General features: G+C 63.8%; 1 pseudogene. It reads right to left on the bottom strand.

Annotated features, from left to right (window positions below):
- Positions 1–45: 45 nt before the first annotated feature.
- Positions 46–370, bottom strand: a pseudogene (locus EN852_RS36310) (DUF6492 family protein); the annotation flags it as partial.

Below are 370 nucleotides of genomic sequence, written 5' to 3'. Positions count from 1 at the left end.
ACCTATTCGGCGCTGCGCCGACCGGCGAAGGCAATCTAGGACAAGTCAGCGATCAAGCCCGATCAGGCGGCGGATGCGGCCGATATCCGTGCCGATAAAGGACTGCATGCCGATCGCCACCTGCTCCGGCGCCATGCTGGCGACGAAGCGGCGGAACTCGTCGTCCGACAGCGCCTCGCCCGTCCAGTGGACACGGCAGAATTCCTCCGAACCGTGGAAATGGCTGGCTCCGTCCAGCAGATCATCGACAGAGTGGCCGTAGATCATGCATTCGGAGAATTTGCGCGCCGAGCCGATGACCTCGACCCAGTCGCGACCATGGACCTTTTCGATCCGGCCGCACATGGCCAGCACCGTGTCACGGCGCCAG

Origin of the sequence: Mesorhizobium sp. M2E.F.Ca.ET.209.01.1.1 (genome assembly GCF_004010375.2) — a bacterium.
Classification (GTDB): Bacteria; Pseudomonadota; Alphaproteobacteria; order Rhizobiales; family Rhizobiaceae; genus Mesorhizobium.
This window is presented reverse-complemented; position numbering and strand designations above follow the sequence as displayed.